This window comes from Paucibacter sp. DJ2R-2 (assembly GCF_025717675.1).
In the GTDB taxonomy this organism is placed as follows: domain Bacteria; phylum Pseudomonadota; class Gammaproteobacteria; order Burkholderiales; family Burkholderiaceae_C; genus Paucibacter_A.
The window spans coordinates 1193225-1219044 of sequence record NZ_JAJIRT010000001.1 but is presented as its reverse complement, the minus strand read 5'-3'; the positions used below and the strand labels follow the sequence as shown (position 1 = coordinate 1219044).

18 protein-coding genes are annotated in these 25820 nt (G+C 67.2%); 6 read left to right on the top strand and 12 right to left on the bottom strand.

Annotated elements, in window-relative coordinates; genetic code table 11:
- The first annotated feature begins 144 nt into the window (after positions 1 to 144).
- On the top strand, positions 145 to 3738 hold the full coding sequence (locus LNV28_RS05270) for a Dyp-type peroxidase (RefSeq protein ID WP_263516147.1): 3594 nt from the start codon (positions 145 to 147) through the stop codon (positions 3736 to 3738).
- Between the two features lie 56 nt (positions 3739 to 3794).
- Here the strand turns inward: LNV28_RS05270 and LNV28_RS05265 are convergent, their stop codons facing one another.
- From LNV28_RS05265 to LNV28_RS05255, 3 genes are all read right to left on the bottom strand, one after another.
- Positions 3795 to 6854 carry an ATP-binding protein gene (locus LNV28_RS05265; protein ID WP_263516148.1) on the bottom strand — a complete coding sequence of 1020 codons (3060 nt, stop codon included), beginning with the start codon at positions 6852 to 6854 and terminating at the stop codon, positions 3795 to 3797.
- 62 nt (positions 6855 to 6916) lie between these two features.
- Positions 6917 to 8140 carry a hypothetical protein gene (locus LNV28_RS05260; protein WP_263516149.1) on the bottom strand — a complete coding sequence of 408 codons (1224 nt, stop codon included), beginning with the start codon at positions 8138 to 8140 and terminating at the stop codon, positions 6917 to 6919.
- Positions 8141 to 8349: 209 nt separating this feature from the next.
- Entirely contained in the window at positions 8350 to 8619 is a 270-nt protein-coding gene (locus tag LNV28_RS05255; protein ID WP_263516150.1) for a hypothetical protein, read from the bottom strand.
- Between the two features lie 240 nt (positions 8620 to 8859).
- Here LNV28_RS05255 and uvrA point away from each other — a divergent pair, with 240 nt between their 5' ends.
- Positions 8860 to 11868: an excinuclease ABC subunit UvrA gene (gene uvrA / locus LNV28_RS05250; RefSeq protein ID WP_505190962.1), complete on the top strand. Its 3009-nt coding sequence runs from the start codon at positions 8860 to 8862 to the stop codon at positions 11866 to 11868.
- A 59-nt stretch (positions 11869 to 11927) separates the two neighbouring features.
- Here uvrA and LNV28_RS05245 read toward each other — a convergent pair whose 3' ends face one another.
- On the bottom strand, positions 11928 to 12734 hold the full coding sequence (locus tag LNV28_RS05245) for an MHFG family PEP-CTERM protein (RefSeq protein WP_263516152.1): 807 nt from the start codon (positions 12732 to 12734) through the stop codon (positions 11928 to 11930).
- A gap of 306 nt (positions 12735 to 13040) precedes the next feature.
- Here LNV28_RS05245 and LNV28_RS05240 point away from each other — a divergent pair, with 306 nt between their 5' ends.
- Positions 13041 to 13445, top strand: a complete 405-nt coding sequence (locus LNV28_RS05240) for a response regulator (protein ID WP_263516153.1) — start codon at positions 13041 to 13043, stop codon at positions 13443 to 13445.
- Positions 13446 to 13553: 108 nt separating this feature from the next.
- Here LNV28_RS05240 and LNV28_RS05235 read toward each other — a convergent pair whose 3' ends face one another.
- From LNV28_RS05235 to LNV28_RS05210, 6 genes are all read right to left on the bottom strand, one after another.
- Complete coding sequence (locus tag LNV28_RS05235; protein ID WP_263516154.1) at positions 13554 to 14000, bottom strand: SWIB/MDM2 domain-containing protein; 447 nt, start codon at positions 13998 to 14000, stop codon at positions 13554 to 13556.
- 197 nt (positions 14001 to 14197) lie between these two features.
- Complete coding sequence (locus tag LNV28_RS05230; RefSeq protein WP_263516155.1) at positions 14198 to 15358, bottom strand: alpha-hydroxy acid oxidase; 1161 nt, start codon at positions 15356 to 15358, stop codon at positions 14198 to 14200.
- A complete protein-coding gene (locus LNV28_RS05225) occupies positions 15355 to 16038 on the bottom strand; it encodes a Fe2+-dependent dioxygenase (RefSeq protein ID WP_263516156.1) in 684 nt (227 codons plus the stop codon). Before LNV28_RS05225 ends, LNV28_RS05230 begins: the two co-directional genes overlap by 4 nt.
- A gap of 70 nt (positions 16039 to 16108) precedes the next feature.
- Entirely contained in the window at positions 16109 to 18355 is a 2247-nt protein-coding gene (locus LNV28_RS05220; RefSeq protein WP_263516157.1) for a TonB-dependent receptor, read from the bottom strand.
- A 194-nt stretch (positions 18356 to 18549) separates the two neighbouring features.
- On the bottom strand, positions 18550 to 19242 hold the full coding sequence (locus tag LNV28_RS05215; protein WP_263568742.1) for an energy transducer TonB: 693 nt from the start codon (positions 19240 to 19242) through the stop codon (positions 18550 to 18552).
- A 332-nt stretch (positions 19243 to 19574) separates the two neighbouring features.
- Entirely contained in the window at positions 19575 to 20540 is a 966-nt protein-coding gene (locus LNV28_RS05210; RefSeq protein ID WP_263516159.1) for a TerC family protein, read from the bottom strand.
- Positions 20541 to 20930: 390 nt separating this feature from the next.
- On the opposite strand from LNV28_RS05210, the gene LNV28_RS05205 reads away from it, so the two are divergent.
- The gene (locus LNV28_RS05205; protein WP_263516160.1) at positions 20931 to 21290 is read left to right on the top strand and encodes a phage holin family protein; all 360 of its coding nucleotides are present in this window, start codon (positions 20931 to 20933) and stop codon (positions 21288 to 21290) included.
- Between the two features lie 7 nt (positions 21291 to 21297).
- On the opposite strand, the gene LNV28_RS05200 is transcribed toward LNV28_RS05205, so the two are convergent.
- Positions 21298 to 22911, bottom strand: coding sequence for a M48 family metalloprotease (locus LNV28_RS05200; protein ID WP_263517130.1), 1614 nt, complete (start codon positions 22909 to 22911; stop codon positions 21298 to 21300).
- 148 nt (positions 22912 to 23059) lie between these two features.
- Here LNV28_RS05200 and moaC point away from each other — a divergent pair, with 148 nt between their 5' ends.
- Positions 23060 to 23542 (top strand): cyclic pyranopterin monophosphate synthase MoaC, encoded by a 483-nt coding sequence (moaC, locus tag LNV28_RS05195; protein ID WP_263516161.1) that lies wholly within the window; start codon positions 23060 to 23062, stop codon positions 23540 to 23542.
- Positions 23543 to 23549: 7 nt separating this feature from the next.
- The gene (locus LNV28_RS05190; RefSeq protein WP_263516162.1) at positions 23550 to 23939 is read left to right on the top strand and encodes a hypothetical protein; all 390 of its coding nucleotides are present in this window, start codon (positions 23550 to 23552) and stop codon (positions 23937 to 23939) included.
- A 23-nt stretch (positions 23940 to 23962) separates the two neighbouring features.
- Here the strand turns inward: LNV28_RS05190 and LNV28_RS05185 are convergent, their stop codons facing one another.
- Entirely contained in the window at positions 23963 to 25741 is a 1779-nt protein-coding gene (locus LNV28_RS05185; protein WP_263516163.1) for a PglL family O-oligosaccharyltransferase, read from the bottom strand.
- Positions 25742 to 25820: the final 79 nt, after the last annotated feature.

Genomic DNA, 25820 nt, shown 5'->3' with positions numbered 1-25820 from the left:
TCGCTGCGACGAAAGGAGGCGCCTCTCCTTAGAAATCCCGAGGACAGAAGCGCGGCCAGACCCTATGGTCTGCGGCGCGCCCGGGGCTTGTCATCGGCCTGTCGTGCGCAGCCACCAACCTCGCAGATTTTTCAGGGAGTGCGCATGCCAACCAGTCGCCAGGACACCCAGTTGCAGGGCATCACCGATCTGTGCCTGCTCACGCCGATCAAGCCCGGTTTCGTCAACGCCTTCGAGACCATCACCCACCTCGAGCGCCTGCGCCGCGTGCTCAAGACACTGAACGCCCTGCGCCAGTCGGCGCGCGAGTCGAGCGAGACGCCCGAGCTGTTCACCGATGTGGTCAGCCGCTTCCGCATCGTCCATTCCTTTCGCTGGGCCATCGTCGAGCCGCGCCCGGGCATCGACGCCGAAGGCACGCCGCACAAATTCCTGCTCAATGTCTGTTTCGACGGCGGCTGGGAACCCTATATGCGCGTCATCTGGGATGACCTGGGCAGCATGCTGGACCTGATGCTCTGCCACTGCGAGGGCTACCGTCTCTCGCGCGAAACTTCGTTTGAGCGCTATATCGAGTGGGTGCGCGCCAACGAGTTCTCGGCCGATTTCCTCTACCTGGAATCGGGCCGCAGCTGCGGCGACCACGACTACCTGGCCGAGCTGGAGCGCCAAAGCCGCCTGCATCCCGAGGGCGGTGATCTGGCTGTGACCCGGCTGCGCCGCCCCCTGCCGGGCGAGAGCAAGCCCCTGCCCAGCGACCCGCGTGCGGCCTTCGACATGGCGGTGCGCGGCCTGCCGGCGCTGGCGGCGCTGTACTCGCTGGAGCGCTACTTTCTGCCCAGCGCGCCGGATGGGTATTGCCTGCTGCGCGCCAGCCGCGATGTGCTGTTCGAGCTGCGCGGCCTGGACACCCTCAAGCGCTTCCCCCTGCTGCCGCCCACGCCTGAGCAGGCCCAGGCCAACCCCCTGCTGGCCGCCGGCTATGCCTTGCGCGCCACGCATTACAAGATGCTGGCCTGGTTCGAGACCGTGCCGCCCCAGCCCGAGGTCAAGCCGCGCGCCCTGGCCTACCGTGATGCCGACATCCAGGGCGGCATGCTCAGCGCCTACCCCGATCTGGTCGGTGGCGCCCTGGTGCTGCTGCGCGTGACCAATCGCAGCCAGGCGGTGGCCTGGCTCAGCCAGCAGTTCAAACCCAGCAGCGAGGCCCAGACCCTGCTCGGTGAAGCCCCGGTCGGCGGCTTCTACCGCAATGTCGCCCTGAGTCTGGCCGGCCTGCGCGCCCTGGGCCTGCCGGCCTCGCGCCTGGCGCGCTTCCCGCAAGCGTTCCAGGAGGGCATGGAGGCGCGCGCCGGCGTGCTCGGCGATCTGCGCCACAACCACCCGCGTTACTGGAAGCTGCCCGAGCGCAACTGGCCGCGCGGCGCGGCCGAGTGCGCCAGCCTGGCGGCGCGTGTGGACCTCAATGCCGTGCACCTGGTGGTGCAGCTGCGCTTCGGTGCCGGTGTGGATGCAGCCACGGTGGATGCCGAAATCGCCAGCCTGGAGCGCGACAGCGGCCTGCAGGTGCTGGCCGTGCAGGACATGCGCCGCAATATCGACCCGATCAGCGGCGCCACGCGCGAGAACTTCGGCTTCATCGACGGCATCAGCCAACCCCAGGTGGACCCGCAGCGCGCCGGCGGCCCGCTGGCCAACCCGCCCACGGCCCCGGGCAAGCCCTGGTCGGACGCGGTGCCGCGCGGCGAGGTGGTGTTGGGCTTCCCAACCTCGCGCGACCGCCACGCCGTGCCCGAGAAGGCCGATGCCCTGCTTGATCTGGGCAGCTTCCTGGTCGTGCGCAAGCTGCGCCAGCATGTCGGGCGCCTGCAGCGTCGCGTGCAGGAGCAGGCCCAGATCCACGGCCTGGACCCGCAGCGCGTGCTGGCCAAGATGATGGGCCGCAGCCTGGATGGTGAGCCGCTGGCGGCGCCCGGCAGCGGCCCCAGCAATGCCTTCACCTACCAGCAGGATTCAGCGGGCAGCGCCTGCCCCTTCCACGCGCACATCCGCCGCGTCAACCCGCGCGAGGGCGTGGTGCCGCGCGTGCTGCGCCGGGGCATGTCCTACGGCCCGGCCACCACCGGCAGCCTGGCTCAACCGGCCAGTGAGCCAGATGAGAAAGACCAGGACCGCGGCCTGATCTTCATGGCCTACAACGCCCATCTGGCCGAGCAGTTCGAAACCCTGCAGCGCTGGATCGCCGGTGGCAATGCCAGCGGCGGCCTGGCCGAGCAGGCCGACCCCTTCCTGGCCGTGGCCACCCAGGGCAAGCCGCGCGTCTACCGTTTTGAGGAGCAGACCGAAGCCGGCCCGCGCAGCGTGCACCTGGACCTGGGCGAACAACCTTTTGTCGAGCTGCAATGGGGCGCTTACTTCTTCGTGCCTTCCCTGCCCGCTCTGCGTCATCTGCCGGCCCTGGTGGAGCAGCCCCTGCCGGCCGCCGGCCTGGCGCCGCAGCGCGCACCAGCCCTGGACAACGCCGCCGCCTGGCAGCAATGGTTGGAAGATTCCAGCAGCCGCGATGCTGCCTGGGCCTATGTGCGCGCCCAACCCGGTGGCGTGCTGCGCACGGCCTACGGCGTGCTGGTCGGGGAGGCCGCGGCCGTGCTCGAAGTCTTCCGCGACACGCAGCAACGCTACTCGGTGCGCGGCTACGGCGAGCGCATGCAGCGCTCCATCGGTCTGGGCTACCTCGGCATGGACGAGGACAGCGGCCACCGCGAGCAGGCGCCGGCCATCAACACGGCCATCGAAAGCATCAGCGAGCCCGAGGCCTTTGCCGCCAGCTACCGCGTGGCGCGCGCCTACCTAGCGGCCCTGAAAGAAGGCAACCAGAAGCTGGGCCAGCGCGAAGCCTTGCTGGACATTGAGAAGCTTTCCGAAGTGGTGCTGGACAAGCTCTGCACCGTCTGGTTCGGCCTGCCCAACGATCAGCAGATGCTGGGCACCGGCTATGTGCCCGGCGCCGCCCACAGTGCGCCGCGCTGCCCGCGCGACTTCTTCGCCGTATCGCGCTACGTCTTCGGCCCGCAACCCGGCCCTGTGGTCGAGCAGGTGGCCAGCGCCAAGGGCCAGGGCTTGCAGCGCGCCGTGCGCGAGTGGCTGGAGACCAACCCCGCCTTGCCGGCCATCAGCCAGGCCATCAAGGACTCGCTGAGCGAAGCCGCCAAGCTCGACCCCGACATCATCCCGCGTACCCTGGCCGGCATCATGCTCGGCTTCCCGCCCACCGTGCATGGCAACCAGGTCTCCAGCCTTGCCGCCTGGGTGGTCACCAAGAAACTGTGGGATCTGCAGCAGGATTGGCTGGGCGGCGCGCTCGCTGCCGCCGATCAGGTGTACGCGCGTGCCGTGGCCCATCTGCGGCCCACCCTGCTCGCCACCATGATGCGTCAGCCGGTACCCGCCGCCGTCTGGCGCCGCGCCCGCGTGACGCACCGTCTGCGCGGTGTCGAGGTGCAAGAGGGTGACAAGATCATCGTCGGCATCGTCTCTTGCGCGGCCCAGAACCCCGGTGACCACACCATCATGTTCGGCGGCGACCGTTATGACGCCGTCGACCCCGCCCCCCTGCATGCCTGCCCCGGCTACGCCATGGCCGTGGGCGTGATGCTGGGCGTCTCGGCCGGCCTGCTGGAAGCCGGTGTGCTGCGGGCGACGCCTTCGCCGACGGTGTTGGCGGTGCAGCTGGGGTGAGATCGCGCGGATGGGGTGCAGCAAACTCTGAGCTCACTCCCTCAGCGTCCAGCCCTTCAAAGCTGCTGCCGCAACGCCCGCGCCTTCGCCAAATGCCAATCCATGCCCATGGTGAAGAAGGCGGCCTCCGCCTCGTCCAGCAGGCCTCGGGCCCGCCCAGATTCCCCGCGCTGCAAGGCCAGCTCGGCGGCGCAGAGTTCGGTCACGGCGCGTTCGTGCATGGAGCCACGGCGTTTCGTCACGGCTTGGGCGGCGGCCAGGTAATGCGTCACCCGCTCGGGCTGCCCCTGGCTTTGCGCCAGGCGTGCGGCGGCGCGGTAGGCCATGGCCACGCCGATCCAGTCGCTTTGCCGGCCACGGCGTAGGGCCAGGGCCATGTGTTGTCGAGCCAGGTTCGACTCGCCTTGCTGCACCAGAATTTCGGCCAACCAGCCGTGATTGAGTGAGCTGAACAGGCCGCCGCCGCGCGGGGTCAGCCAGGCCACGGCTTCTTCCAGGGCCTGGCGCGCCAGGGGGCAGCCGCCGCCCATCCAGGCGCCGTAGGCTCCGGCTGCGTGGCCCATGGCAAAGGTGAAGAGGCTGCGCACCTGGGCGCCGATGCGGTGGGTCTCGGCGGCGCAGACTTGGGCCTCGGCCCAGCGCCCTTGCCAGAGCAGCACGGCGGCGCGCCAGCCCTGGATGGAAGCCTCGACGGCATGGTTGCTGCCTTGCATCAGACTCAGCGCTTCGTCGAAGGCCACTTCGGCGGCGCGGAAATGGCCCTGGTCGCCCAGCACATAGGCGCGGCAGGCCAGGGAGTAGGCCAGGCCTATGGGCGGGCGGCGCGAGACGTGGCCGTTTGGGCGCGGGCGCAGCTGAGCAATGGCTTGATCGAGCAATTGAAGGGCCGGCCCGTACTCGGCCGTGGCGGCGCGGATCTGTCCCAAGGTGCCGGGCATTTGGGCCAGCAAGCCTTGGTCGCGGGCGGTCAGCGCCACATCGACGCTGCGAATGCAGAGCTGCAGACCGGCCCGGGCCTCGCCCAGGGCGTAGCGTACATAACCGAGCCAGTACTGGGCGCGCGCCATGGCCGCGGGGTCGCCGCTGAGGGCGGCCAGGCCGGTGGCGTGCTGCAGCACGCGCAGGTCGGCTCTTGAAGCGTCGAACACGCAGGCCATGCCGAAGCGCTGGGCGATGGCGATCCAGCGTTGGTGCACCTCCTCGCTGGGTGGCAGGTGCTCCAGGGCGGCCAGTGCGGCGCGGTATTGCTTTTTGGCCCGGTCCAGGGCCGAGCTGGCCAGGGCCTGGTCGCCCGCTTGCTCGGCATGGTGGGCGGCCTCTTGCCACTGGCCGGCAGCGCCGCCGTGGTAGGCCAGCAGCTCGTGCGCGGGCTCCTGGCCGCCCAGGACCAGCTGGGCGCGCAGCTCGGCGGTGATGTGGCGGTGCAGAGCCTGGCGCTCGTGCAGGCCGGTGCTGTCGTAGATGACGTCGCGGGTGATGCCGTGCTTGAAGCGCAGCAGGCCTGGTTGTTCGGCCGGGAAGATGAAGTCCAGCTCGGCCAGCTCCAGCACCACCGGGTCTTTCTCGCAGCAGCCGCTGATGCGCTCGAACAGCCAGGTTGGAATGACCGAGCCGATCACCGCCGCCACACGCAGCAGCTGGGCCTGGGCCGGTGGCAGGCGTGCCACCCGCGATTCGATCAGCGCGGCCAGCCAGGCATGGCCGCCACTGGCCGGATTCAGGGTCGACGGCGCTTGTTCCTCGGCGGCACGCAGGCCGGCATGGCCGCGCTGGTGGGCCAGGGCGTGGCAGAGCTCTTCGATGAACAGAGGGTTGCCGCCGGCATGGCGCTGCACCTCGGCACTGATGAAGGGGTCGGTGCCGGGCAGCAGCTGGGCGATGGCCAGACCTGCTTCCTCCTCGCTGAGCGGCAGCAGTTCGTGGTGGTGCAGGGCCTCGGCGGCCTCGTGGCCGTGGTGGATGGGCAGCAGCAGGGCCGGGGTTTCCGTCACCGCCGCGGGCCGCGTGGCGCTCAGCAGCATCAATGGCAGGGCCCGACGCTCAGCCTCGGCGCGCAGGCGGTGCAGCAGGGCCAGGCTGGCGTCATCGGCCCATTGCAGATCGTCGATCAGCAAGAGCAGCGGCCCCTGGCTGGCCAGCTGGAGCAGCAGCTGCAGGACGGCCTCCTGCCGTTCTTTGGCCGGGCCTCGCAGCACAGCGTCGGCCTCGGCGGAGCCTTGGCGCTGCAGGGTGCGCAGCATTTGCAGATAGGGCTGCAAGGGCTCGGCGCTGAGGTAGCTCTCGCAGTAACCGCGCAGCACGCGGCAGTCGCGATCGGCGGCGCGGCGCAGGAACTCCTCGGTCAGCCGGGTCTTGCCCACGCCGGCGCTGGCGCGCAGGCTCAGCCATTGCGGCTGGCCGGCGCAGGCTTGATCGAGGCGCTGCTCCATCAAGGCGAGCTCGGTGGCGCGGCCGACAAAAGGCGCCAGGCCGCGGCGCTTGCTGGCCTCGAAGCGCCGGCCGATGCTGACCTGGCCCAGGATGCTGTAGACCGCCAGCGGCGTGGCGCGGCCTTTGAGCGGCACCAAGCGGCGCTCGCTGGTCTGGAAAAAGGGGCGCAGCGGGCCCAGGGTTTCGGCGCTGACCAGGATCTCGTCCGCGCAGGCCTCGTCGGCCAGTCGAGCGGCGACATTGGGTGTGTTGCCGAGCAGTTCGAAGCGGCCGCGCATGGCGTCGCCTTCCTCGATCAGCACCATGCCGGCGTGGATGCCGGTGTGCAGGCTCAGTCCCTGCGCGCCAGGCCAGGCGGCCGCGGCCGACTGGGGTTGCATCAGGCGAACCGCCTTGTGCAGTTCCAGGGCAGCCTCGGTCGCACGCCGGCCGTCGTCTTCGCGCGCTTGCGGGTGGCCGAAGATGGCCAGCACGCCGTCACCCTGGATGCGCACCACCGTGCCGCCATGTTTGGCGATCAGGTTCTGGTACAGGCCGCGCACCTCGGCCAGCATGGCGGCGTAATGCTCTGCCTCCATGGCATCGGACAGCCGGGTGGATTCCGACAGGTCCGAAAACAGGATGGTGAGATGGCGTCGCAGGCCCAGTGCTGGTGGCGCGGGCGCGCGATCGAGGGTGTCGGTCATGGCCTGGGCGCTCTTCGACGTCGCGGGTTCAGGCCATCCTACCGCTTGAGGATGATCCGTAGTTAACAAACCGTAACAGGTGCAGGGAATGCGGGCAGGTCTTCCTCGCGCAGGCCCAGGTAAATCGGCTCCCCGGCGCGCCGGTGGATGTTGATCTTGGCGTTGTAGACGCGGTGGGCCCGGCCATGCTTGTCGAGGATCTCGAACTCGCTGATGCCGAACTCGCCCTGGGCGTTGCGGCGGCCGGTCAGGTAGCAGGCGATTTCGTCGATCTCGGCGCCGGCCAGGCTCAGGCCATTCAAGGCCTTGAGCGGGCGGCGGGTGCGCTCGACGAAGTCGATGCTGGCGATGCGCTGCTCCTCGCCGCTGTGCTCGTCGCGCATCAAGGTGTTGAACTTGCCCAGCAGGATCTGGCCCGGCAGGGCGCGGTCGATCATGCGCGCCAGCTCGATCGTGACTTGGCCGACCAAATAGCTGAAGGAAGTCGGGTTCAGGCCCTCGGATTGGTAGAACTCATAGTGCGAGCCGACATGGAAGGCTGCGCGCAGCAGTGGCACCGAGTCGGGTCGGCTGGCGCGCTCGCGGGCCAGGGCGTTGTCAGCCAGGATGAACTGCAGCAGCTGGTAGAGCTCGACATTGGCCTCGATGCCGCGCATGCGGTTCCAGATGTAGAAGCCGTCGCCGGTGGTGGTGCGGGCGAAGTTGATGTTGATCTCGCGGTCCAGCAGCTTGGCATAGGCCGCATTGACCGAGCAGGACAGACTGTTCAGCTGCACCACCTGCTGCAGCGGGCTGAGTAGGGAGAAGCCGACCGCGTCGAACAGGATCACCGCCCGGTCTTCCACCAGGCGAATGCCGTAACGGGCAATGATGGCCGCCACCAAATCCAGGCCCAGGCCCGCGTCAGGAGCGAAAGGCAGGCTGATGTGCTGAGGCGTGATGCCCAGCTCGGTCGCGGTCTGCGCGAACTGCTCGGCACTCAGGTGGTTCTGGTGGGCCAGCAACTCGTCCAGCAGCTGGGCCCGGCGCTGCACCTCGGCGGCGGCCGTGCCGGCGGCCTGCGTGAATTCGGTCAGCAGGGGGTGAGGTGCGACCAGCAGGCTCAGGCCTTGTGGCTGTGGGGTCCAGGCGAACACCAGGTTTTCGCCCAGATTCCACAGGGCGTAGAGCAGCTGGTCGAGCACGACGATGTTGTCGCGCACCTGGGCTTCGGCCAGCCCTGTGGGCAGGGCATAGGCCATGAAGCCGTCAAGCCATGATCTGCGCTTGCGGGATTCTTCGCTCACTCCATCACCTCCAACGATTGTTGGCGGCATTGTCGGAGATGTGGCTCGGCAAAACGCCAAGCCGAGGCAGAGAAACACGGTTCGCGGACGTCCATTCAGGGGGGACGGCGGCGTTCCATGCGTCTATGGCTCGGCTCGGCTGGTTTCAGAGCGGGCGGTGGGGCAGCTGCCTCTGGCGGGGCATCGCTTCTGCATCACGAGCTACCGTCTCAGCTGTTGCGGCCTGCGGCCTTGCCATCGCTCTTGGCGGCGGCCAGCATCAGCTGTTGCATCTGGGTGTTGATGCTCAGACCCGAGACGACGACGCGCGGCAGTTGCTGCACGACCGGGGCGGGGCCGGCGGACTTACCGGTTACGACGACGCGCGGCAGTTCGGTCTTGACGGCGCTGTCGGCAGCGGAGGCGGCCGTGGCGGCGAACAGCAGGCTGGTGGCCAGGGCGGCGCCAGCGATGCGAATCAGGGTGGTGGTGGTCTTCATGATGTGGCTTCCTTGCGGTTTGCGAAGCGGCCCATTGCTGCTTCGTTGGACTCAGTATCGAAAACCCGGGGGCCATCGGCCATGGCAGTGCGACGAACTGCGGGCGCGAGCGATTGAATCGCCGCCGGCGCCGACAAGGGGTTAACCCTAGGCGTGAAAGACGAACGCAATCGGGCTATTTCCGGCCTGGAGTCGCCCGCCCAGAGCGCAAAGGGGCTGTTTTGACCCGCCCGACCTATGATGGTGGGTTTTCCCGTACAGCTGCCGCCCACCATGACCCACGCACACGACCCCGCCGAGACGCAACGCCTGGCTGCCGAAGCCCCGGCCGAGGCCGGCGGCGTGCTGGACGGGCCGCTGATCCGCGTGCGCGGCGCCCGCACCCACAATCTGAAGAACATCGATGTCGACCTGCCGCGCAACAAGCTGGTGGTCATCACCGGCTTGAGCGGCTCGGGCAAGTCCAGCCTGGCTTTTGACACCTTGTATGCGGAAGGCCAGCGCCGCTATGTGGAAAGCCTGTCGGCCTATGCCCGGCAGTTCCTGCAGCTGATGGACAAGCCCGATGTCGATGTCATCGAAGGTCTGTCGCCGGCGATTTCCATCGAACAGAAGGCGACCAGCCACAACCCGCGCTCGACCGTGGGCACGGTGACCGAGATCCACGATTACCTGCGCCTGCTCTACGCCCGTGCCGGCACGCCGTTTTGCCCCGACCATGACTTGCCGCTGGAAGCGCAAAGCATCGGCCAGATGGTGGACGCCGTGCTGGCCATGCCGGAAGACAGCAAGCTGATGCTGCTGGCGCCGGTGGTGCGCGACCGCAAGGGAGAGTTCCTGGACCTCTTCGAGGCCATGCAGGCCCAGGGCTATATCCGCTTCCGGGTCGATGGCGCGACCATCGACGCGCCCGACTTCCCGGCGCTCAAGAAGGCCGAGAAGCACGACATCGATGTGGTCATCGACCGCATCAAGATCCGCGCCGACAACGCCGACCAGCTGCGCCAGCGCCTGGCCGAGAGCTTCGAGGCGGCCCTGCGCTTGGCCGAGGGTCGCGCCCTGGTCGTCAATATGGACAGCGGCGTTGAGCAGATCTTCTCCAGCAAGTTCGCCTGCCCGATCTGCAGCTACTCGCTGCCCGAGCTGGAGCCGCGCCTGTTCTCCTTCAACTCGCCGGTGGGTGCCTGCCCGTCTTGCGAAGGCCTGGGACAGATGACGGTGTTCGACCCCGAGCGCGTGGTCGCCTTCCCGACGCTGAGCCTGGCCAGCGGCGCCGTCAAGGGCTGGGACCGGCGCAATGCCTACACCTTCTCCATGCTGGAGGCGGTGGCCGCGCATTACAAGTTCGACATCGACCTGCCTTTTGAAGAGCTGCCCGAGACAGCCCGCCAGGTGCTGCTCCATGGCTCGGGCGCGGACGAGATCCAGTTTGTCTACCAGGCGGAAAGCGCCGCGGCGGCCGGCGGCACCAAGAAGCGCTCGGTCAAACGCTCGCATCCGTTCGAAGGCATCCTGCCCAATCTGCAGCGCCGCTTCAAGGAAACCGATTCCAGCGCGGTGCGCGAGGACCTGGCCCGCTATATGGCGCCGCGCTCCTGCCCGCATTGCGAGGGTTCGCGCCTGCGCCGTGAGGCGCGCCATGTGGTCTTGCAGCCGCATGACGCCGCGCCCGGCGCCAAGGGCCGCCCCATTTACGAGGTGGAGCATTCCACGCTGCGCGACTGCCTGGACTATTTCGAAGGCCTGAAGCTCAAGGGCGCCAAGGCCGAGATCGGCGACAAGGTGATCCGCGAGATCAGCTCGCGCCTGCGCTTCCTCAACGATGTGGGCCTCAATTACCTGAGCCTGGACCGCAGCGCCGACACGCTTTCGGGCGGCGAGGCCCAGCGCATCCGCCTGGCCAGCCAGATCGGTTCCGGCCTGACCGGCGTGATGTATGTGCTGGACGAGCCCAGCATCGGCCTGCACCAGCGCGACAACGACCGCCTGATCGCCACCCTGCGCCGCCTGCGCGACCTGGGCAACACGGTGATCGTGGTCGAGCATGACGAAGACGCCATCCGCGCTGCCGACTATGTGCTGGACCTGGGCCCCGGCGCCGGCGTGCATGGCGGCCGCATCATGTCCCAGGGCACGCCCGACCAGGTGGCGGCCGACCCGGCCTCGCTGACCGGGCGCTATCTCTCGGGCGCCGCCTGCATCGAGGTGCCGCGCGAGCGCCACCGTGTGCCGGCCACGGCCGTTCATAAGAGTCTCAAGATCGTCAATGCGCGGGGCAACAACCTCAAGGGCGTGACGGTGGAGATTCCGGTCGGACTGCTGACCTGCGTGACCGGTGTCTCCGGCTCGGGCAAGAGCACCTTGGTCAATGACACGCTCTATACGGCCGTGGCCAAGAAGCTGTACCAAAGCCATGCCGACCCGGCGCCGCATGACGAGATCGAGGGCCTCGATGCTTTCGACAAGGTCATCAACGTCGACCAGAGCCCGATCGGCCGCACGCCGCGCTCCAACCCGGCCACCTACACCGGTTTGTTCACGCCCATCCGCGAGCTCTTCGCTGAGATGAACACCGCCAAGGAACGCGGTTACGGCCCGGGCCGCTTCAGCTTCAATGTGGCCGGCGGCCGCTGCGAGGCTTGCCAGGGCGACGGCGTGCTCAAGGTCGAGATGCACTTTCTGCCCGACGTTTACGTGCCTTGCGACACCTGCCACGGCAAGCGTTACAACCGCGAAACCCTGGATGTGCTCTACAAGGGCAAGAACATCACCGAAGTGCTGGGCATGACGGTGGAGGACGCCCACCCCTTCTTCAGCGCCGTGCCTTCGCTGGCGCGCAAGCTGCAGACCCTGCTCGATGTGGGCCTGGGCTATGTCAAGCTGGGCCAGAGTGCGACCACGCTGTCGGGCGGCGAAGCGCAGCGGGTCAAGCTGGCGCTGGAGCTGTCCAAGCGCGACACCGGCCGCACGCTCTACATCCTCGACGAGCCGACCACCGGCCTGCACTTTGCCGACATCGCGCTCTTGCTCAAGGTCCTGCACCAGTTGCGCGACGCGGGCAACACCATCGTCGTCATCGAGCACAACCTCGACGTCATCAAGACGGCCGACTGGTTGGTGGACATGGGCCCCGAGGGCGGCTCAGGCGGTGGGCAGCTGCTGCTGGCCGGCACGCCCGAAGAGCTGGCTGCTCACGAGGGCAGCCATACGGGGCGCTATCTGAAGCACTTGCTGCCCAAGCGCGGCTGAGCCGAAGTAAAAAAGCCGGTCCATCGCTGGACCGGCTTTCATGGCTTTGGCCTTGGTGATCAGTGGCGGCGGCGGCGCGCGGCGACGAACACCAGGGCCAGCAGTCCAGCGCCAAACATGGCCCAGCTGCTGGGCTCGGGAATGGCCGGCGGGTTGTTGATCACCACGCTGGGCGGCAGCGAGGGCACGCTGAAGCCGCTCGGCGAGGGGCCGGGATTGTTGCCGCTGAAGGTGGGTGGGTTGCTCGGCATCACGCTGCCCGGGGTGGCGCCGCTGCCGCCGTCGAGGCCGCTGTTGGCGCCGCTGGCCAGCTGGGAGAAGCTGTTGCGGCCGCTGTCGGGCCCACCGCCGCCGAGCGCACCGGCCGAAGGCGGGTCCATCTCGAGCTGGCTTTGCGGGTCGTCAATTTCCTGGGCTGCCGAAGCGACGTTGACCGCCGCTGCCGGTGCCGAGGCGCGCGGCGTCAGGCGCTGGATGCGGCTGACGTTGCGGCAGACCGTGGGCACCAGAATGCACTGGCCTTCTTCGCAATAGACCAGCCCGCGTTCTTCGTATTTCTGCGTCCATTTGGCGCGGCTGACCGTCTTGCAGACATTGTTGGCGCCGAAATGCATCTCGCTGATCGTGCTGCCATACATGGCCTTGCTGCCCTTGATCTCGTCGCGCTGGATGGTGACGATTTCGTCGTAATCACGCTTTTGCATGCGCGCCTTGAGCGTGGCACGCACCGCCGCCGGGATGTCTTGGTAGCGGTCCACCGCCGCGACCACATCGCCCATGAAGGGGTTCACGCCGGGCCGATCCCACGAACAGTGGGGCAGCGTGGCGCCGGATGCAGCGAGAGCGAGCGTGGCGAGCAAGGGCATTTGGAATGGTCCGTGGAGCGTGGTGGACGGGTTTCAAGCGTGAAATAGTTCCGCTCGAATTGAAAACCTGTGGCACTGTCAAGAGTGTAGTTACCCTAGGTCGCTCGAACCGGCGCCGCCCCCCTCGACTGGTGGGTCGCGCTGATGCGGATTTCACGGATAGGCGCAACTTGTGGGGTGCGCTCCACGCAGGGCAGCTGTGGCGCCGGTTTTTTCACCCAGCCATAGGGCGCTGGCGGGTCGCGGCCGGTTTCGCTGCTATCGTTCGCGGCAGCAACGCAGTTTCTTGCCATCCCAGCCTTTCCCATGTCTCCAGCCCCCGCCCTCCAGGTGCTCTACGTCGAAGACGACCGCATCAATATCGTCTTGATGGAAGAGGTGTTCCGGCGCCTGCCCGGCTGGCAGCTGCACTGTGCCGAGGACGGCGAGCAAGCCCTGACCCTGCTGGCCGAATCGGCCGCGGGCGGCTTGCCCGACCTGCTGTTGATCGACATGAACCTGCCCGATATGAGCGGCTTGAGCCTGATCGAGGCCTTGCGCGCCGACCCGCGCCTGGCGCTCCTGCCCTGTGTGGCCTTGTCGGCCGATGACCATGCCAGCCAGGTCGAGGCCGCGCGTGCCGCTGGTTTCAGCGATTACTGGGTCAAGCCCATCGATGTGCTGCGTCTGAGCGAGGCCTTGCAGGCCACGGCGGCGCGCATGGCGCGCTGAAACGCGGCCTACGGCGGAGGGACGAAAAAAAGCCCGGCATGCCGGGCTTTGTCATTTTCTGCAGTGCAGCGGCGGTGGCCGGGCATGCCGGCCGCCACCGAAGCCGCATCACTTCAGGTGGCTGTTGATCAGCTTGGTCATCTCAAACATATCGGCCTTGGCCTTGCCGAAGATTTCCTTCAGCTTGGCATCGGCAACGATGATGCGCTTTTGCACTTCGTCCTGCAGCTTGTTGGCCTTGATGTATTCCCAGACCTTCTTGGTCACATCGGTGCGCGGCAGCGGTGCTGCGCCGACGATGGCGGCCAGAGCGGCGCTGGGGGTCAGGGCCTTCATGAACGCCGCATTGGGCGTGCGCTTCTTGGCAGGAGCTGCAGCCTTCTTGGCCGCAGGTGCCTTCTTGGCCGCCGGTGCAGTCTTCTTTGCAGGAGCTGCCTTCTTGGCCGGCGCAGCAGCCTTCTTGGCGGCAGGCGCCGCGGCTACTTTCTTTGCCGGAGCGGCCTTGGTTGCCGGAGCCGCCTTCTTCGCGGGTGCGGCCTTCTTCGCAGTTGCCATTTCAATTCTCTCCATCAAAAGTTGTTGATGTGCCGGGTCCGGGTGAAGGCCGCATAAGCCTTCAATTCTCTCTAGCACCGAGCAGGGATGATGGTACTGCGCACCTATGGCATTGAGAAGGCTTTGCCAGGGGCTGGCACTCGTATCTCACGCGGAAATGACGCTTGTTTACCCTTGGTGTCGCGGGCTTGCGTCATTCAGGGCCCGCCAGTGCGTGTAAACCCGGCGTCGGGCTCGGCGCGCCAGAGCTGCGCAGGGCCGATGTCTGCGAGGGTCTTGCAGCCGCACAAGGCCATGGCGATTTCGAATTCGTCGCGCAGCAGACGCAGCGCGCGCGCCACGCCGAGCGCGCCGGCGGTGGCCAGAGCATGGATGTAGGGCCGGCCCAGCAGCACTGCATCCGCCCCCAGGGCCAGGGCTTTCAGCACATCGCTGCCGCGGCGGATGCCACCGTCGACCAGCAAGGGTAGCTCGGGCCCGACCGCAGCGCGCACACGCGGCAGCAGCGCGGCGGTGGGCGGCAGCGTGTCCAGCGTGCGGCCGCCGTGGTTGGAGACAATCAGGCCGGCCACACCGCGCGCCACCGCCTCGCGCGCGTCTTCGGGGTGGTTGGCGCCCTTGAGCAGCAGGGGCAGATGGCTGTGCGCGCGCAACCAGTCGATCTCGGCCCAGGTGGCGGCGCGCGGCATCAGGCCGTCGAACAGCTCGCTCTGGCCCGGCTGCAAGTTCAGGGGCTTCTTGATGCCGCCGAGGTTGACCGCTCGGATCTCGGCCGGCAGCTGGAAGCCGGCGCGGCGCTCGCGGTCACGCGCACCATGCACGGGCGCATCGACGGTCAGCACCAAGGCTTGAAAGCCCGCCGCCTCGACACGGCGCAGCAGCTGCAACATGAAGTCGCGGTCGTCGCGCCAGTAGAGCTGGAACCACAGCGGGCCGCTGCTGGGCTCGTCGTGAAAGGCCTGGGCAATCGCCTCCATCGGCATGCTGGACTGCGCGCTCAGCACCATGCCGGCTTGTTGAGCAGCGGCGGCGTAGGCGCTGGCCAGCTCGCCATCGGCATGGGCCAGGCGCTGGTAGGCGATGGGGGCCAGCAGGATGGGGTGGGCCAGGGTCCGGCCCAGCAACTCACTGCGGGTGTGGCCACCGGCCAGATCGCGCAGCACGCGCGGCTGCAGCTGGATGGCATCCCAGGCGCTGCGGTTGCCGCGCAGCGTGATTTCGTCGCCAGCGCCGCCGTTCAGGTAAGCCCAGTGCTCGGGCGCGACGGCGGCCTGGCCATGGGCCTCGAAATCTGCGAGGTTGGCGATGCCGGCGGGAATGTCCTGCAGCGGCGAGAGTTCGGGCTGGGTGGTGCTCATGTGTCGGCCCACATGCGCAAGAGGTTGTGGTACGTGCCGGTCAGCTGGACGGCGGCGTCACCATCGCCGTGCTCGCTGCGCAGCTGCATCAAGGCCTGGTCCATCTCGAACAAAAGGCGGCGCTGTTCGTCGCTGCGCACCATGCTCTCGATCCAGAAGAAGCTGGCCAGGCGCGCGCCGCGCGTGACCGGCTCGACCCGGTGCACGCTGGTGCCGGGGTAAAGCACGGCGTCGCCGGCGGCCAGCTTGACGCGCTGCTCGCCGTAGGTGTCGGCGATCACCAGCTCGCCGCCCTCGTACTCCTCGGGTCCGCTGAGGAAGACGGTGCAGGAGATGTCGGTGCGCACCCGCTGGCCCGTGCCGGGCACATAGCGGATCGCCTGGTCGATGTGATTGCCGTAGGTGTTGGCCTCGCCGGCATAGCGGTTGAACATGGGCGGCAGCAGGCGCTTGGGCAGGGCGGCGGAGAAGAAGGTCGCGTGGCCCTCCAGCGCTTTCAGCAGCAAGGCCTGCAGCGCGCGCGCCGATTCGCTGCCTAGCAGGAGCTGCTGGTTGTTCTTGACCTGCGCGGCTTGTGCACCGGCGGTGTTGCGGCCGTCTTGCCAGTCGGCTTGGTCCAAGAGACTGCGGGCTTGCTCCAAGTCCGCGGGGCTCAGGAGCTCGGCGATTTTCAACAGCATGGTGATCAGGGTAAAGATGAAAAAAAGCCCGAGCGAACCCGGGCCTCTCAAATCACAAGCGGACCATGGGTCAGAACTTGTAGCTGCCGGTCAAGGCAAAGGTGCGGCCCTTGCCCGGCACATAGTGTCCGGTGTAAACCGTTTCGGCGTAGAGCTTGTCGGTGACATTGTTGAGGTTGGCGCGCAGCGTCAGCTTGTCCTTGAGCAACTCGTACTCGGCCAGCAGGCTCAGCGTGGCGAACTTCGGCACGTAGAAGCCCGGGTTGCGGTTGGGTTGGTAGCCGCTGCGCGCCGTCACGCCACCGCCGACACGGATCTGCGGCGTGATCTTGTAGGTCGTAAACACCGTGCCCGAGTGGCGCGGCGTCAGCGAGGGGCGGGTGCCCTGGCCTTCGGAGCCGGCCACGCCGACGTCGATATTGGCGTTCGGGATGTAGGTGTAGGACGCGAAGATCTCCCAGTCGGCGTTGATGCGGCCCATCACGTCGTACTCAAAGCCCGAGGCATGGCGCTTGCCCGAGAGCGTGACCAGGTCGGTCAGCGGGTCGGTGTTGCGCTCATGGGTCTTGGTGCTCCGGAACAGGGCGAAGCGATGGCTGAGCTTGCCCTCGTTGGTTTCGATCTTGGCGCCCAACTCGATATTGACGGCCTTCTCGGGCGGGATGTTGACGTTCGCCGGGCTCAGCGAATAGGTGTCACCCGAGGTATTGAAGGAGGTGGCACCGCCGAAGTGGAAGGACATGGTCTCGGTCGGCTGGAACAGCACGGCCGCACGCTTGCTCCACTGGCTGATGTTCATGCGGTAGCTGGCCATGGTCTCCGGGCCGGCCGCCTGACCGGGGATGCTGAAGGTGTCGTAGTCGCCGCGCACCTTGTCGTAGCGCAGGCCGGCCAGCAGCTTCCATTGCGGGGTCAGTGCCAGCAGATCCTGGGCGTACACACCGTAGGCACGCGAGGTGTACTCGTTGGCCTTGCGCATCGCGCGTTGCGACTCGTCGATCCAGGCGCCGTCGTTGGGGCGGCCGATGGTGGTGGTGGGCTTGCTCAGGTTGACGCCGCCTTGCGCGGCGCTGCGGGCGGCGTAGACCTGCTTCTTCTCTTCGGAAGCGTCCACACCCGCTTGCACCTTGTGCTCTAGGCCCAGCCATTTGAACTTGCCGTCCAGATCGCTCTGCACGCTCAGGGTCTGCATGTCCTGGGTCTTCAGGTGGGTGCCACGGCCGACCACGGTGTTCGGGCCGAAGGTCTCCAGCGTGACGGGCTTGCCGCCCGGCTGCAGGTTGGCGGCGGCGAAGCGCACGGTGCCCGAGCGTTGGTCGCGGCTGTAGTCGGCCTTGCGCACGGTGGTCACCAACTCGGTGTTCTGGTCGAAGCGGTGGATGTGCTTGAGCACAGCCCAGCCGGCGCTGCCCTTGTTCACATCGCTGGCCATGCCGTAGTAGGAGGCGGGGTCGATGGGCAGCAAGGTGATGTCTGCCGTCGGCGAGGTGGCGGTCGGGCGGATCCAGGGCATGCCGTAGTTCATGCCGTTTTCGTTGTTCAGGTAGTAGGCGCTGAAGGAGAACTCGTCGCGCTCGCCGATGCCCGTGCGGTAGTTGCCGGCAATGCCTTGCTTGTCGATCTTGGCGCCGGCGCCGTCGTTCTCGGCGGCGTTGAACATCACGCCGACACGTGCGGCCGACGAGTCACCGAGCCGCACATTGAAATCGCCCACGGTGCGGACCAGGCTGTTGCTGCCGACGCTGGCGCTGATTTCGTTGACGTCGATCAGGCGGGCTTCCTTGCTGACCTGGTTGACCGCACCGCCGGTCGAACCGCGGCCGAACAGCAGCGATGCCGAGCCGCGCAACAACTCCACGCGGTCCTGGAAGAAGGTGTCGCGCTCGTAGAAGGCCGGGTCGCGCATGCCGTCGATGAAGACATCGCCGGTGGCTTGCAGCGAGAAGCCACGCAGGCGGATGTCTTCTTCGCCACCTTCGGCGGCCATGAAGGTGATGCCGGCGGTGTTCTTGAGCACGTCTTTCAGATTGTCCAGATTGCGGTCATTCATCAGCTTCTCGGTCACCACGGTGACCGATTGCGGAATGTCGCGCAGTTCTTGCTTGCCCTTGCCGATGCGGCTGTCGGTGGCTTGGTAGGCGTCCATGCCCGTGGGTTCGGCGCTGGCCTTGGTGCGCACGATGGGCAGGGCGTTCTCGGCCTTGGCCGGTTCGGCCGGCGGCGTGGCGGTCTGGGCCAGGCTGGCGCTGGCCAGGCCGAAACCGGCGGCCAGGGCACCCAGGGGCAGCAGCGCTTGACGGGACTTGAGGCGGGTCATGGGAGGTACTCCTGAATCATTCAATCAATCAATGTGGAACATGGCGCAGCCCAGCCCCGAGCTTTGGTGGCTTCGGGCGAGCTGCGAATCCGTAAGGTGTGGCGGGCTGGCTCGCAGGCGCGAGCTGGCTGGCTTCAGAAAAAAACAGGGGGGGCGCCGCAAGCTGCGGGCTGGTCGAGCGGGGCTGTTGCGGGCTAACGCTCCAACTCGTAGGACAGCTGGGCGATGGTTTCCCACTCGACGGGCTGGCCTTGCAGCAGATAGGGCGAGAAGCGTGCGCTCTTGATGTCTTCCAGTGCCGCCTTGTCCAGGCGCTCGAAGCCGGAACTCTTTTTGACGGAGGCGTCCTTGAGCCGGCCTTGGGCATCGACCAGGATGCGCAGCTGCACCAGGCCTTGCTCACCCGCGCGGCGCGACAGCAGGGGCATGTTCAGCCGCGGCTCGGCCAGGTAGCGCACGGCGTTGGGTGGAATCTGGTGCACGGCGGGTGGCGCCGGCGGGGTGACCACAGCCAGCACCGGTGCCGGGTTCGGCGCGGCAGCGGCCGTTTGCGCCTGGGCGCGGGCGGCCGGCGGTTCGTTGCTGATGATCTGGGCTGCCATGGGCGCCGGGGCGGTGACGGGCGGCGTCACCAGGGGCGGAATCACCGGCGCCGGCATGGGCGCCAGCTTGGGCAGATGGGGGGCCGGCGGCGTGGGCAGCGGTGCCGGGGCCGTGGGCTTGGCGGGGGTGGCGATCAGGCTGACCTGAATCGGCGCCGGCTTTTCCGGCGCGGGCAACACCCGGCGCACTATCAGCCCGGCGCCGAACAGCAGATGCAGGCCCAGCACCGCCAGCAGAAAGCCACGCTTGCGGCGTGCGGCTTGCGGGTCGACGGGCAAACCCATGGACTGCAGCATGGGTGGGCCGGCCGGCTTTGTGGGCTTGCTGGCTGAGTTGCTCGACTTGTGACTCGCCACAAAGCCGGCCTGACCGGCCGACGCCGGGACGCCGAGGGAGATGGGGCTGAGGAGTGCGGAGGTCACAAGGTGGAGGCCGCGCGAGGCTGCGGCAGATCAATCAAACTGATGAAGATCTTAACACTAATGAGAACAATTCTTATTTGATTTCATTGATTGAATGGATTGGGTGGACATGAAAAAACCCCGGGCGCGGGCGGCGGCCGGGGTTTTTCTGAGGCCGGCCACCGCAGGGGTGGCGCGGGCGCTCGGGCCGGGGATTACTCGGCCTTGGGGCTGATGCGTGGCGCGGTGCGCAGGCTCCAGACCATGGTCACGGCCAGGATGGCCACCACCACGCCGAGCGACAGCAGCACCGGGATCTTGATCACATCGATCAGCATCATCTTGGTGCCGATGAAGGCCAGCACCACAGCCAGGCCGTAGCTCAGCAGGTGGAATTTCGTGGCCATGGCCGCCAGCAGGAAGTACATGGCGCGCAGGCCCAGGATGGCGAAGATGTTGGAGGTCAGGACGATGAAGGGGTCGTTGGTGATGGCGAAGATGGCCGGGATCGAGTCGACCGCGAAGATCACATCCGTCATACCGACCAGGGCGATCACCAGCAGCAGGGGCGTGGCCATGCGCTTGCCGTTCTGCACGGTGAAGAAGCGCTCGCCGTCAAAGCGGTCGCTGACCGGCATGGTGCGGCGCAGCAGCTTCAGTGCCGGGTTGGCTTCCAGATCCGGCTCCTGGCCGGCGGCCCACCACATCTTGATGCCGGTGATCAGCAAGAAGGCGCCGAACAGATAGAGCACCCAGTGGAACTCGGCAATCAGCCAGCCACCCACCAGAATCATGACCGTGCGCAGCACGATGGCGCCGATGATGCCGTACATCAGCACCCGCTTCTGATACGCCGGGGGCACCGAGAAGTAGGTGAAGATCATCAGGAAGACAAAGATGTTGTCCACCGCCAGCGACTTCTCGATCAGATAGCCGGTCAGGAACTCCAGCGCCTTGGTATTGGCCAGGGCGACATCACCGGAGGTGTCTTTGACGGCCCACCAGAACAGACCGTTGAAGGCCATGCTCAAGGCCACCCAGACCAGAGACCAGTTGATGGCCTCCTTGACCGACACCTCATGCGCGCCCTGCTTGCGCAGCACCACGAAGTCGACAAAGAGGGCGACCAGGACGGAGCCGCCAAAGAAAAACCATAGCCACAGGGGCGCAATCGTGCTCATGAAGAAGAGACTCCCGCAAGAAATGTTGAACTCAACTGCTCACCGCTTCGGTGGGGCCCAAGAATAGAGCCAAACCAAGGCGGGAACAGCGCGTGTTGCACCGAAAGGTCTTGCGGGACGGGAGGTGTATGTTGGACCAGGGCGGTCTCACCTTCCAGCTGCGGGGCCCGGGTGTTCTTGGCAGAAGCACCGTACTGACGGACCGTCGCCACGGCGCGGTGCCGTGTAGCTACTCCCCTTGCGGATGGTGGCATTGTGCCAGGGTTGGGCAAGGTCTGACCCCGTCATGTGGTCAATGACTGTACAAAGTCATGATTCTTGCGTGGCAATGGGTTTAATCTCGCGGCCATCGCAGCTTGCCTGCCCCGGCCTCACCCTCGCACCCAGACCATGTTCAAAACCCTGATTCGCTGGCTCCTGCTCGCTGCTGCCCTCTTGCTGGTCGCGCATCTCTACCCAGGTGTTGTGGTCAAGAGCTTCAGCTCCGCCCTGATCGCGGCTTTGGTGTTGGGCTTGCTCAACACCTTGTTGCGGCCGATTCTGGTGCTGCTGACCTTGCCGGTCACGGTGATCAGCCTGGGGCTGTTCCTGTTCGTCATCAATGCCCTGATGTTCTGGGCGGCCGCGCATCTGCTGGAAGGGCTGGCGGTTGAGAGCTTCTTTGCCGCCCTGGTCGGCTCCTTGATCTACAGCCTTTGCGGCATGGGTATTGATGTTCTGATGGAGCGCATCTTCCCGCCCCAAGATTAAGAACCTTTCAGGGCAACTCGGCGCCGGGCGGAATGCCGCGCGGGTACATATCGCTGAGTATCTGCCGCCGTTCGTACAACATGGTGCGCAGGCGCGCATCGATGACGGAGGCCTCCACCGGGTCGGCGTCGCGGCCTCGCGACTGGCGCAAACCCGAGCGCATGCGGTCGATGGCGCCGCCCAGGTCGCCCATGGCATAGCGTGCTTCGCCCTGAGCGCGCACGGCGCGCAGGGGCTGCTCCAGCTTTTCCCACAAGAGGCCCAGCTGGCTCCAGGCCAGCACATCCTTGGGATTGAGGCTGACCCAGGTTTGCAGCGCATCGGCCACTTCGCGGGCTGAATCGGGCCCGCGCGGGTCCACCAGGGCCAGGCGGCTGCGTTCCATCAGCAGCGGCCGGCTCTTTTCCCGGGGCAGGCTGTCCAGCGCCGCGAAGCCTTCGCCAGTGCGCGCCTGGGCTTGGGCCAGCTCGGCCCGCAGATAGTGCAGCAGGCGCAGCGCTTTCGGGTCATTGCCCAGCTGCTGCAACTGCTGTTCGGCGCTCTCCAGGGCGCGCGCGGCGCGCGGGAAATCGCGCATCTTGATCGAGGCCAAGCAGCTGGTGTAGCGCGCACTGAGCTGCTCGAAGCCCCGGCCCACGGTCGGGCCGCGCTGCTCGCGCGCACCGGCGTCGAGGTTCTGCAGCTGCGCCCAGACCTCGGCGCGCGGGTCCATCAGCACGCGCGAACGTGCGGCCATCAGCGCATGCTCGGCCAGGTTGATCGGGCGTTGAAAATCGCCCGCCCCCAGCCGGGTGCGCGCATCGCCGATGCGTTCGCTGGTCAGAGGGTGGGTGCGCAGATAGGGGTAGCTGCCCGAATCCATCAGGTGGTGGGCCTGCTCCATCTTCTCGAACATGCTGAACATGCCCGAGGGTGTGTATCCGGCAGAGCTGAGCACCTGGAAGCCGACGCGGTCTGCCTCGCGTTCCATATCGCGCGAAAAGTTGAGCGAGGCCTGAGCGGCCAGGGCCTGCGGGCCGACGATGGCGGCATTGGCCGCGTCGATGCTGCCGCTGCGCGAGGCCGCGATCAGGCCGGCCAGCATGGCCGCCATGGCCAGCATGCTGTTGCGCGAGTCGCCGGCAATGCGGCGGGCAATGTGGCGCTGGGTCACATGCGAGAGCTCATGGGCCAGCACCGAGGCCAGCTCATCGCGCGAGCTGGTCATGGCGATCAGCCCCAGGTGCACGCCGACAAAGCCGCCGGGCAGGGCGAAAGCATTGACCGAGCGGTCGCGCACCAGAAAGATTTCCCAGGCGAAACGGTCGATGGTCTCGTCGCTGATATTGCCGAGCAGCTTGGCCGAGACGACCAAGGGGTCCCAGATGCCGAGCAGGTATTCCTGCAGCAGCGGGTCGTCGAGGAAATCGGGGTCCGGCCGGATCTGCCGCATCACCTGGTCACCCAGATGGCGCTCGCTGCCGACATCGAGGTCTTGCGACACCGAATCGCCCAGCGAAGGCAGCGCCACCTGGGCCTGGCCGGCAGGGCTGCTGCACAGCAGGCAGCTGGCGGCGATGGCGAGCAGGCTGCGCCGCAGGCCGGAGCCACGGGGCGAGCGAGAGTCGGTGCGGATGCGCATGTTCAACAACAGAAGTCTCCGAGGGCCGCGATACAGGAAGCGGCTCACTATGATGCCGCTTTATCGCCGCGCCACATTGCCGCATTGTTGCCGGTGCTGCGGCCTGCGCCCATCTGGTCTTTCCCTCGCCTCTACCGAATCCGCTGCCATGAGCTCTCCACTGACCCATTTCGACGCCCAAGGCCAAGCCCATATGGTCGATGTCGCGGCCAAGGACGTGACCCACCGTATCGCCCGCGCCAGCGGCCGCATCGTCATGCAGGCCGCCACCCTGGCCCTGATCACAGGCGGCACGGCCAAGAAAGGTGATGTGCTCGGCATTGCCCGCATCGCCGCCATCCAGGCCGCCAAGCGCACCGCCGACCTGATCCCCTTGTGCCACCCCCTGCCCCTGACCCGCGTGGCTGTCGAGTTTGAAATCGACGCCGCCGAGAACGCCGTGCACTGCAGCGCCCAGGTCGAAACCCTGGGCCGCACCGGCGTCGAAATGGAGGCCCTGACCGCCGTCCAGATCGGCCTGCTGACCATCTACGACATGTGCAAAGCCGCCGACCGCGGCATGGTCATGGGGCAGATCCGGGTGCTGGAGAAGCATGGGGGGAAGAGTGGGGATTGGGTGGCTGCGGTTTGAGGCCGGCATGAAGCAGGAACTGGCTTCATCGCAGACGCCGGCCCGCAGGCCTCGCATCACCGCCGCTCATTGGGCGATCCTCGCAGGGCTTCTGCTGCTGGGCTTGTTGTTCAACAAGCTGCTGGGTCGTGTGGATGTGACTTTTGAGAGCAGTGCTGGCCAATGGGCGGACAGCGAAATCCTCTACAAAGGCGTCGACTTCGAGCTCATCGAGCGACGCTTCCGGGCCGCGTGCCCGAAGACCTCAGCCTCACTGGTCCGCACCACGGCCTTCAACTGGTACAACCCCTTCGCCTGGCCGAGCTGGTACACCGATCCCAAGTGGCGAGTGCCCTACCAGGCGCCGCGCCAGACCGAAGCTTGGGGTTCCGGCCGGGCCTTCAGCTGCCCTGACTGAGCTGTAGGTAGGCCGCGCGCGCCTCAGCGCATCTCCCGCCAATCCACCACCCGGCTCGGCGCCTGGCATTGGAAGGGCTGTTCGGCTTCGCTGAGCCCGGCCTGCTGGCATTCGGCCAGCCACTCCTCGGAGACCGGGTAGTGGAACTCGCGCAGGCGCTGCACCACATGGCGTGCGCGCTCGTCGTCACCGACCGCGTGCAGGGACTTGGCCCAGGCCATCATCAGGCGCACATCGATCAGGTTGTGCGCGGTGCTGCGCGTGGCGGCCAGGGCCGCTGCGCCCGGCGGGCCGCTGGTGGCGGCGGCGTAGTCGGCCTGGGTGGCAAAGAAGATCGAGCGCCGGCCCTCTTCGATGCGGGTGTTCAGCGGCCGCGCATCGGCGCCCGGCAGGTAGATGGCAACCACACGCAGATAGTCCCAGCCCGCCAGCAGGCTGCCGCCCAGCAGCAAAGCGCCGACCAAGCCGACCGCTGGCAGGGACTTGCCTGGACCGGCACCGTCTGGTGTTGTTGTTTGCGCCGATGCGCGGCCCAGGGCCAGTCCGAGCATGAAGGCGGTGGGCAGCAGGAAGTAGGCGTACCAGAGCGGGTACTCGAGCAGGCTGTGCAGGCCGATCATCAGCACCAGCATGAAGGCGCAGCGGCGCGCCACGCCGTCTTCGCCACTGGCCGCGCGGCTCAGACGCAGAGCCTGCCATAGCGACCAGCCCAGCAGCCCCAGGATCAGGCCGGCCAGCGGCAGGCCCAGCTCGACGGCCAGTTGCATGGCGATGTTGTGGGTGTGGTCGAAAAAGGCCACCGGGCGCTTGGGGAACTCGCTCATGCTCCAGGCCAGGTTGAATTCACCCCAGCCCACGCCGCTCAAGGGGTTGAGCTTGAGCAGCTCCCAGGCGTTGAGCAGGATGGCGATGCGCGAGGGCGAGCCCGCGCCCTCGCTGAGGCGAGACTCGGCGCCGAAGGCATGGGCGCCGTGGCTGGCCCAGATCGACATCAGCCACCAGCTCAGCACCAGCATCAGCGGCGTGGCCAGCAGGCTGAGGCGGGCATCTCGCTCCAGCTTGCGGTCCAGGATGCCCCAGAGCGCCAGGATCAGCACGCCGATCATGCCGGTGCGAGACGCCGTCAGCACCACTGCAAAGACGAAACCGAAGAGCAGCAGGGGCAAGGCCAGGCGGCCGCCAGCAAAGGCGAAGCGCCGCTGGTTGCCGAGGAACACGGCCGCCACGCTGGCCCACATCAAGAGGCTGGCGAGGTGGTTGGGCTGGCGCATATTGCCGACGGCACGGCCGGGCACGCCCGAACGGGCGATCAGCGTGCCATCGGCCAGGCTGGGCGCGAACACCTGCACCACGCTGACCAGCAGGCTCAGCAGGCCGGCCATCAACAGGCCCCAGCACAAGGCCTCGAACCAGGCCGCGCGCTGGCCCCCCCGCAAGCCCTGGCCGACCCAGAGCAGGGCCAGGGCCGCGGCGATCATGCCGCTGTTCGCAAGGGCCAGGGACAGCGGCAGGCCGGCCCAGGCCCAAGCCTGCCAGGGCGCCGCCAGCAGCAGCAGCAGGGCCCAGACAGCCGGCCCATGCTGGCGCTGCAGCGCGCCGGCCCCGAGTTCGCTGCGCAGGGCCAGCAACACCAGGCCCCAGGCACCGAGTGCGGCCAGCTGGTTGAACAAGGTGGCGGACGGCGTCAGGCTGAAGGCGACCAAGGGCGGCACAGCGTTGGCCAGCAGCAGGGCGATCACGCAGAGCGGGCCGATTGGCGCCGCCAGCGCGGCGGCTTGTGGAGTGGAGTGGGCGGACGACATGGGGCCGAATCATCACATGAGTCGCTGCAGTGCCCTGGCTAAGATGGCGCTTTCGGCGGGCGCCTCGTTTCGGCGCCTG